Consider the following 8378-nt stretch of genomic DNA (forward strand, 5'->3'; position numbering starts at 1 on the left):
GGCGGATCTCAGCGGCCGGCCAGGTCGGCGGCGGCGTTGTACACGCCGCGGTGCCAGCCGCGCAGTTCTGTGGACGTCGGCGACAGCTCGTAGGCGTGGTGGTGCGCCGCACGGCTCAGGGTGTGCCACAGGTTCGTGCAGCTCTGTCCGAGGTCGCGGTCGACCGTGCGGGTCAGCGTGAGCAGCTGGGCGCGCCGCGAAGCTGCGGCGACGTCGGGCCGGCGGCGCTCCCAGTAGTCGTCCAGTGCGTGCTCCAGCGCGAGGCGGATCAGCCACGTGCACGCCCGCGGCCACGCCCCGTCCTCGATCAGGTCGGGGTTGTGCAGCAGTTGGTCGGCGACGACGAGCCTGCGCAGCGATCCGGGCGCGATCGGCGCTGTCATTGCTGGATCCAGTCGGCGAGCTGCTCGGCCTCCCGGACGACCGGGCGCAGGTCACCGCTGAGTCCGTGGTGGGCGCCCTCCTTGCAGCGCTGCAGCGCGTCCACCCCGCGGGCACCCTGTGCCTCGCGCACCGTCCGCAGCAGGTCGGCGCCCTTGTGCGGATCGTCGAGCACCGCCAACGTGACGATGTCGCTCGTCGTCCGCGCCGCGGAGATCAACTTCTCCACCTCGGTGTGCCGCTCGCCCCGGCCCAGCCGGACCCGGCGGATCTTCGAGTGTGCCGCGGCCTCCACGGCGCTGCGGCAGCAGCTGGCCACCAGCTCCCCGCGCAGGTCCGGCGGCAGGTTGTCGGTCAGCATCATGGCTCGGGCGTCGTCGAGGTAGCGGCTGACCGGGTCGGCGTTGTGGCGCAGTTCGACCACGGACCGCTCACCGCGCTGGACCTCCCACACCGTGGCCGGGACCGCCAGCCTGCGCACGGCCTCGGCGAGCCGGTCGTCGTGGCTGAAGACGATGACCTGGCGGTCGGTGGCGACCTCGGCCAGTACCTGGGCCAGCCCGTCGACCTTGGCCGGATCCATCGCCTGGACCGGGTCGTCGATGAGCAAGAACCGGAACGGGCTCTGCTCGACGGTGGCCCGCGGAAGGAACAGCGACAGGCCCAGCGCGTGCAGCTCGCCCTGGCTCATGACCCCGAGCGCGGCGCCGCCGTCGGTGCCGTCGATGCGTACGTCCAGGGCGACGTGCCGAAGAGTGCCCTTCCCGCCGAGCTTGACCGGACCGAGGTCGACGTTGCTCTGCTGGCGCAGGGTCTGCCAGACGTGCTGGGACGCGTCGGCCAGTGGAGCGAGGCGTTCGTCGCGCAGGGAGTCCGACGTGTCGGTCAGCCACTGGAGGCCTCGGGTGAGCCGGTCCAACGTCGGTGGGCGAGTTCGGTGCGGGCGCGGGCACGGGCGTCCTCGACAGCGGCTGCCAGCGGCCCGACAGCGGTGTCGAGTGCATGCGCGAGTTCCGCAGCGCCGGCCGTCCGGCCCGCCTCCTGCCAGTCCGACCATGCCTGGACGAGGGCGTCGACGGCGATCGGGACCTGGCCGGTGAGGACCTGGGGACGGTGCGCGGTCAGCACCCGTCCGGCGGCGAGGGCGGCGGTGAGCTCGTGGCTCGCCTCCCGCAGGGCGGTCGCGGTCTCCTCCAGCTCGGTGGCTCGGCGAAGGGCCTCGGCCCGCCAGGCATCATCGAGGGAGCCGGTGAGGCAGACCGGGCACGGTGCGGTGCCGTGCCCGTCGTGGTGTTCGAGGGCGGACCGCAGCAACCCCGAGACGCGGTCGGCCGACCGGGTCTCGGCCGTCGCCAGCTCACCCGCCCGGTCAGCGGCCCGGCGCAGCCGCTCTGTGGTGGCTCGTACCTGCTCGGCGGCGGGCGCTTCCAGCGCGCTGAGCGCGATCAGCGCGGCGCCGCCGGAAAGGTCGGCGGCGACGCCCGAGAAGAGCTCGGCAACCGCGGCCAGATCGGGCCTCGTCGACGCCAGCATCGTGGCGGCCCGTTCGGCCCGCGGGTCGACGACCTCCGCGAGGTCGGCCTGCAGGTCCTTCCGAGCGTCGGACACCGCTTTGACGTCGTCGGTCAACGACTTGCGGGCGAGCCGGAGGTTCTCCTTGGCGGCGGTCAGCGGCCCGAGCCCGAGCAGGTTGTGCATCGCGTCGTGCAGCTCGGTGGCTTGCCGTCGATCAGCGCCCCCAACTCGCTGTAGGACAGGAAGGGGCGGTAGGTGACCATGTCCTCGCGCCAGGCCGCGCCGTCGAAGTCCTCGCGCTCGGCACCGGACAGCTGCCGGGTCCACTGCCCACCGGTCAGCTCCTCGCCCTCGGGCCACCGGCGGGCGATGCGGGTCACGCCGGGCGCGCCTGCCGTCACGAGGTCGACACCGATGAACGCCTTGGTCGGCGCGTGCAGGTTGCGCCAGCCCTTGCGCCACACCACCGTCCGCCCCGACCAGCGCCTGCTGTCACCGGTGAGCGCGAGCTCCGCGGCTTCGGCGAAGCTGGACTTGCCGGATCCGTTGCGGCCGGTGACGAGCGTCAGGCCCGGCCCAGGTCGCAGGGGGAGGGTGGCCCGCGGTCCGACACCGCGGAAGCCCTCCACATGGACGGCCGCGAGGTAGACGTCGGGCGCCGGATCTGTCGACGGCGTCGAAGTGACCGCAGTGTCGCCGGCTTCGTGCCCGGCAACCTCGGCCGTGAGGGCATCCGCACCGCTCCACGCTGCAAGGATGGTGCGCGAAAGCGGCTCGTCCACCGTCGGGTCGGCTTCCAGCCGTTCGATCAACAGGTCGTGCAGTCGGCGCTCCGCCTGGTTCATGGTTCCCCTTTGGTGCGGTGACGGTGGATCCCCCAGCACGCAGCGTCATCGTGTCGGAGCGCAGAGAGACCGTATCGGCTCGGGATCCACCCGCGGCTGACCTGTCAGAACGGTCAGCTGACCTTTGCTGCGACCAGCAGCCGCTGCCGGGGCAGGGGTGGGATCTCGACCTGCAGCGAGGCTCCGCACGGCGATAGGCGCAGCCTTCTATCAGGATCTGGTTCCGCAGCTCGAGGACTACGCCCTGGGCGAGCCGGAGCTGCTCGTCCAGCTGCTCGGCAGTGAGATCATCGAGCGCGGCGAGATCGTGACCCATGACCCGGAGGACCTGCTTCTGGTTCTGGCCAAGGAGTTCGCGCCGGATGAGTCGGATCTCGGTGTCTGAACAGGCGAGCGTCAAGACCCACGAATACGGCTCACTGAGCCTCGCGCGATCGCAGCTCACCGAGCACGACCTCGAGCTGCTGTCGTCCGTGCCCGACAACCTCGTGCAGTGCGCCCCTTCTGCGCGGGGGTGGGAGCTGCGCACGGGGCCGGTGTGCGGGGTGCTCCACCTCGACGGCGTGCGCGTCGTCGTACACCCCAAACTGATGCCTGACGGGACGACCGTCGCGTCCTGGATCGGCTATGCGGGCGCGGCGCCGACCGACGTCGCGAGCACCCGGCGATGGTCCGTCGATGCGACGGGTCTCCCGGACATCGTGGTCTCCGCACTGGTGAAGGAATGCGCGACGATCGCGCGTGATGGGCTCCATCGCGACTACCGCCGGAACGAAGCGGTGGACACCGTTCTCCGTGGTCGCCTCGACATCCGCCGGCAAATGAGCCGTCGATACGGTCAAGTGGACGTGCTGCACATGCACCGCTTCGACCGCGAGGTGGAGGTGTGGGAGAACCTCGTGTGTCGAGCGGCTCTCGATGCCGCCGCACGTATCGCAGGGACGCGCGAGCTGCGGCAGCAGGCGCGCGTCGTCGCCGCGCACTTCCCGCCCTGTGCGTCGGCGGTTCCCACGATTCGACGGTGGCTGGTCACCGCCCGAGATCACCGCATGAACGTCCGATACCAGAGCGCCCACCTGTGGGCCGGCCTCTTGCTGAACGGCGGTGGCGTGAACGACATGCTGGTCGACGGTTCGTGGAACGCGGGCACGCTCCTGATCAACATGAACGTCCTGTGGGAGCGGGTCGTGCAGCGACCTGCGGGACCCGCACTCGATTCCCGCCCGGGGTTCGGTCCCCATCGTCGTGACCGAGCAGGGCCGCGCGACGAGACGCTTCATCCCCGATGCGATGCTGGTCGGACACGACGGGTCGGACACGGTGCAGATACCGGTCGATGCCAAGTACAAGGACTACGGATCCAAACCCTGGACCGCAACGACGCACATCAGCTGTTGACCTACGCCAGCGCCTTCCATCGACCAGGAGCGAACCCAGAGGCGCTGATCGTCCACCCGGTGGTCGGACGGGACGAGGTTCGATCGGTTGACGTTCGAGCAGTCGGGAGAACCCTCGGCAGGATCACACTCATCGGCATCGACTCTGCCGGGGCAGCGCAGCAAGCGATCGCTGCGTTGAAGGGCGCTGGCCCTTCCGATAGCCGGACGCGTTGATGTGGGGCCGAGTCGGTATTGCGCGGGATGCTCTCACCGGTCGGTCACATGACCGGCCGGGTGCCGCGTCGAGGCCGCCCGGATGCCTACCTGTCACGTTCCGTCGCCGATCCGCGACTACTAGTCGACAGGTCTGGCCGGGGAGGTGAGCGAGTGGATACGGGACGTCGAGCTCGCCGCATCCCGGCGATCGTGGTCAGCGTCCTGGCGGTGGCGTTGGTTGTCGCATCGGCGATGGTGGCCACCGGGTCCGCTAGCCCCGCGGTGGCGTTCCAACAGAGCGGGCACTGGGTGTTCAACCGCGCCGACCGTGCGATCGTCCATGTCGACGGGGGCACGCACCAGGTCGACGCGCGGGTTGCGGTCCCGAACTCGGCTGCCGACACGCTGTTCACCGTGCAGGGCCAGAAGCAGGGCTTCCTGGTCGGTCGCCAGTCGATCACTACCTTTGGTAAGTCCACGCTGACGGTGGAAGGAACTCAACCGGCAGCTGGGCCCGAGGTGCCCGTCGGGATTGAGGTCCTGGGTGGCCCCTACCTCGTCTACAAGCAATCGGGTGTGCTGGTCCGGCTCGGGGAACCGCCGGTCACCGTGCGCGCCGGTGGGGCTGTCGACCGGCCCACCTTCACCGACGATGGAACCATCTGGGTCCGCCGTCCGGACACCGGCGCCGTCTGTGCTCTGCGTCGCGGAGCCGAGAGCTTGGATTGTTCCGAAAGTACGTCTCCCGGGCTTCCGGGTGCCTTGACTGTGGCGAGCGCCTCGGCGACCTTCCTCGACACCGCCGACGACGCCGCGCAGGTGGTCGACGGGCGCGGTCCGGACACGACCACTCCTGTCGGAGTCGATCTCCCTGACACCTCGTTGATTGGTGATCGTGACACTCGCGGTCGCTTGCCCAGTGTTGTCCGCGGCGCTAACCGGCTGGTACTCGCCGACTCCTCCGGTATCCCCACGGGCCTTCCCGGTGGCACCGCGATCTTCTGCGAGCTCGGCGCCGGCGACTTCAGTGCGCCGGTGGCGGCCGACGGCATCGTCGCGGTCGTCGAGCAGATTCACAATCGCCTCCTGACGTTTGCCATCGACGGCCGGGCGCTGGGTGCAGTCGACCTGCCGCCTGGTTCCGGCCCGGCGTCGATCAGTCGTGGCGGGGACGGACGGATCTACGTCGACGATGCCAACGGCGCGGCAACCCACGTCGTCGGTGCCGACGGTGCGGTGACGTCGGTGACGACAGGCGCCAGGATCGACACGGTGGTCAGCGCGCCAGCTCCGGAACTTGTGCGGGCGCAATCACCGACGCCGCGCCTGCCCACCCTTCAGCCTGCGCCGAGCGTGAATGGTGACGAGCCCGTCCGGGTGCCGGTCGACGTGGGGCCGTCGAAGGCTCCTGAGGTGCAGCCTGTCCAGAACCCACCGGAAACGCCGACCGGGGTTGCCGCGACGCTGGGGGCGAACGGCGCGGTGACGGTGACGTGGGCCGGCGGTGTGCAGGCGGACACGACGTTCATCGTCCGCGCGACCGGAGGAAGCGAGGCCACGCAGACATCGACCCGCTCGCCTGCGGTTGTGACCGGTCTGGCCCCGGGGAGCACCTACCGCTTCGGCGTGACGGCCCAGAACACCGCGGGGCGAAGCGGAGAGTCGGTGTTGAGCCCCCCGATAACGATTCCGATTCCCCCGCCAGGAGCGCCGACGGGGCTGACGCTTACGAGAGACGGTGCGGAAGGCAACGCAGGCCTGACCGCATGGCTCAACTTCGTTTGGACGCAGCCGAACCTCAACGGTGGGCAATTGGTCAAATACCTCATCCGGGCCATCGACCGCAATGGCGATCCTGGCGAGCGTATGACGGCGGAGACGACGGTCCCCGAGGGTCAGATCGTCAACGGTTACACCTGCCTTGCCCCCTATCGCATTGAGGTGCGGGCCGTCACGAGAGCAGCCGGAAGCCAGACAGACATCACCGGTCCGGCCGCGACCGTGACGACGAAGGCGCACGACTGCACCATCGCAATGTCGATCTCTGCGGTTGCTGCAAGCGCCACGTCGGTGTCGGTCACGATGCAGAAGACCAAGGGGCAGGCATACGTCTACTGGCCGTGCAGCCTCGAACTCAATGGCACGACAAAGTGGACCGGGCGATGCGCGGACGGATCAGTCACGGTGCCCGTCACCGGTCTCGCTCCGGCGACGACCTTCTCGATCGTGCTGCGGGTCCAGCAGCAGACGACGACGGTCAGCAACACGGTCACCGTCACCACACCCACGGGATAGGTCAGACGGACGTGTTGTCACGTTCTGTGCTCATTCAGCGACATCAACGCGACAGGCCGACGGAAGGGGAGCGGTGAGCAGCGAGGCCTCACGCCGCCGCATACCAGGCGTCCTGCTCAGCATCGGCCTTGTGCTCGCGGTCGTCGTCTCCGTGATGGTTGCCACCGGCGGGACCAGCCCGGCCATCGCCTTCCAGCAGGCCGGGCACTGGGTGTTCAACCGCTCGGAGAGCTCGGTCGTGCACATTGACAGCGGGACGCACCAGGTCGATGCACGGGTGTTGGTGCCCGGCGCGGCGACCGACGCTGCCTTCGCGGTTCAGGGTGAGAAGCAGGGTTTCCTCGTTGGTCGACAGTCCATCACGGTCTTCGGGAAGTCGACGCTGACCGTCGACGCGACCCTCCCAACTGGGCAGACCGAGCTGCCGATCGGTCTCGAGGTAGTGGGTGGGCCCTACCTCGTCTATCGACAGGCGGGCACCCTCGTGCGGCTCGGGCTGCCGCCCTTGTCGGTACAGGTCGGCGGGCCCGTCGGCAGGCCGGTATCGACCAGTGATGGGACGGTCTGGCTGCACCGTCCCGACAACGGAGCCATCTGCGCAATGCGCCGCGGCTTGGCCGCCCTCGATTGCGGCTTGGAGACCACAGCCGGCGCGCCTGGCTCCCTGACTGTTCTGTCAGACGCACCCACCTTCGTCGACACGGCGAGGGACTCGGCCCAGATCATCGAGTCATCGACGTTGACTGCTGGGGTGGGGATCGGTGTGGACCTTCCTGAAGGTGCCCTGATCGGTGATCGCGACACTCAAGGACGACTGCCCGCCGTGGTGACCGGGCCGAACCGCCTCGTCCTTATCGATTCCAGTGGGATTCCAGCTGGCCGGCCGGGCGGCCCGGCGATTGAAGTCATGCTCGGCGACGGCCAGTTCACAGCGCCCGTCGCGTCCGATGGGATCGTCGCTGTCATCGAGCAGGCCCGAAATCGCTTGTTGACCTTCGGTATCGATGGCCGCCCGCTAGGAACGGTCGACCTGCCGCCGGGTGGAGGCGCCGCGTCTATCGCCCGTGGTGAGGACGGCCGGATCTATGTTGACGACGCGAACGGTTCGGTAACCCACATCGTCGGGACCGACGGGTCAGTCACGTCGGTTAAGACGGGCGGAGTTGTGTCGGCCGTAGTCGCTGCATCGCCAGACCAGGCGGTCCCGATCCAGCGCGAGTCCTCGCGCGATTCGCCCCGCGCTCCGCCTCAGAGAACTCCTACCCTGGATCCGAAAGGCCCGGTGCCCTCGCAGTCACCTGGACCGCCGCCGCGAGAGCCAGATCCGCCGCCGACTCCGATTCCGGGAGCGCCGGCTGGTGTTAAGGCGGTTGCCAAGCCGGACGGAACGGTCGCCGTGAGTTGGAATGCTGTCGCCGGTGCTGGTGTGCGTTACGACGTACGAGTTGACGGGAACGGGGTGGCCCAGTTCGCTGGAACCTCCGCTTCGATTCCGGGGCTGGTTGTCGGGCGGGAGTACACAATCACGGTGAGCGCGACGAACGTTGCAGGTTCCGGACCGGAGTCGGCTGGTGTCACAGTAACGCCGTTCGGTGCGGCGGACGCTCCTGGTGACTTCTCGGCTGTGCGCGTTGGTGGATCTGTGCCGACCGTCACCGTCAGTTGGACTCCGCCGGATCTTAGCTTGTTGTTTAACCTGGCGGTGCCGTGGCGTGACCCCGGTTGATCATGGGTGAAGCCCTTGGTT

General features: G+C 69.0%; 8 protein-coding genes. 4 read left to right on the forward strand and 4 right to left on the reverse strand.

The window, feature by feature from the left end; translation table 11 throughout:
- Positions 1-8: 8 nt before the first annotated feature.
- From ACFPFQ_RS45450 to ACFPFQ_RS45465, 4 genes are read right to left on the reverse strand one after another with little or no spacing between them, the layout of a single operon-like run.
- Positions 9-383, reverse strand: coding sequence for a hypothetical protein (locus ACFPFQ_RS45450; protein ID WP_379629516.1), 375 nt, complete (start codon positions 381-383; stop codon positions 9-11).
- Positions 380-1300 carry a hypothetical protein gene (locus ACFPFQ_RS45455; RefSeq protein WP_379629517.1) on the reverse strand — a complete coding sequence of 307 codons (921 nt, stop codon included), beginning with the start codon at positions 1298-1300 and terminating at the stop codon, positions 380-382. Before ACFPFQ_RS45455 ends, ACFPFQ_RS45450 begins: the two co-directional genes overlap by 4 nt.
- Positions 1267-2079 carry a hypothetical protein gene (locus ACFPFQ_RS45460; RefSeq protein WP_379629518.1) on the reverse strand — a complete coding sequence of 271 codons (813 nt, stop codon included), beginning with the start codon at positions 2077-2079 and terminating at the stop codon, positions 1267-1269. Before ACFPFQ_RS45460 ends, ACFPFQ_RS45455 begins: the two co-directional genes overlap by 34 nt.
- Entirely contained in the window at positions 2049-2741 is a 693-nt protein-coding gene (locus ACFPFQ_RS45465; protein WP_379629519.1) for an ATP-binding protein, read from the reverse strand. The genes ACFPFQ_RS45460 and ACFPFQ_RS45465 overlap by 31 nt, the downstream gene beginning before the upstream one ends.
- 157 nt (positions 2742-2898) lie before the next feature.
- On the opposite strand from ACFPFQ_RS45465, the gene ACFPFQ_RS45470 reads away from it, so the two are divergent.
- The 4 genes from ACFPFQ_RS45470 (at position 2899) to ACFPFQ_RS45485 (ending at position 8357) form a co-directional block, all read left to right on the forward strand.
- Positions 2899-3126 carry a hypothetical protein gene (locus tag ACFPFQ_RS45470; protein WP_379629520.1) on the forward strand — a complete coding sequence of 76 codons (228 nt, stop codon included), beginning with the start codon at positions 2899-2901 and terminating at the stop codon, positions 3124-3126.
- Positions 3104-4354 (forward strand): 5-methylcytosine restriction system specificity protein McrC, encoded by a 1251-nt coding sequence (locus tag ACFPFQ_RS45475; protein WP_379629521.1) that lies wholly within the window; start codon positions 3104-3106, stop codon positions 4352-4354. Before ACFPFQ_RS45470 ends, ACFPFQ_RS45475 begins: the two co-directional genes overlap by 23 nt.
- Positions 4355-4546: 192 nt before the next feature.
- Positions 4547-6631: a hypothetical protein gene (locus ACFPFQ_RS45480; RefSeq protein WP_379629522.1), complete on the forward strand. Its 2085-nt coding sequence runs from the start codon at positions 4547-4549 to the stop codon at positions 6629-6631.
- Between the two features lie 73 nt (positions 6632-6704).
- Positions 6705-8357, forward strand: a complete 1653-nt coding sequence (locus ACFPFQ_RS45485; RefSeq protein ID WP_379629523.1) for a fibronectin type III domain-containing protein — start codon at positions 6705-6707, stop codon at positions 8355-8357.
- Positions 8358-8378 lie beyond the last annotated feature (21 nt).

Source organism: Pseudonocardia sp. GCM10023141 (genome assembly GCF_042653605.1).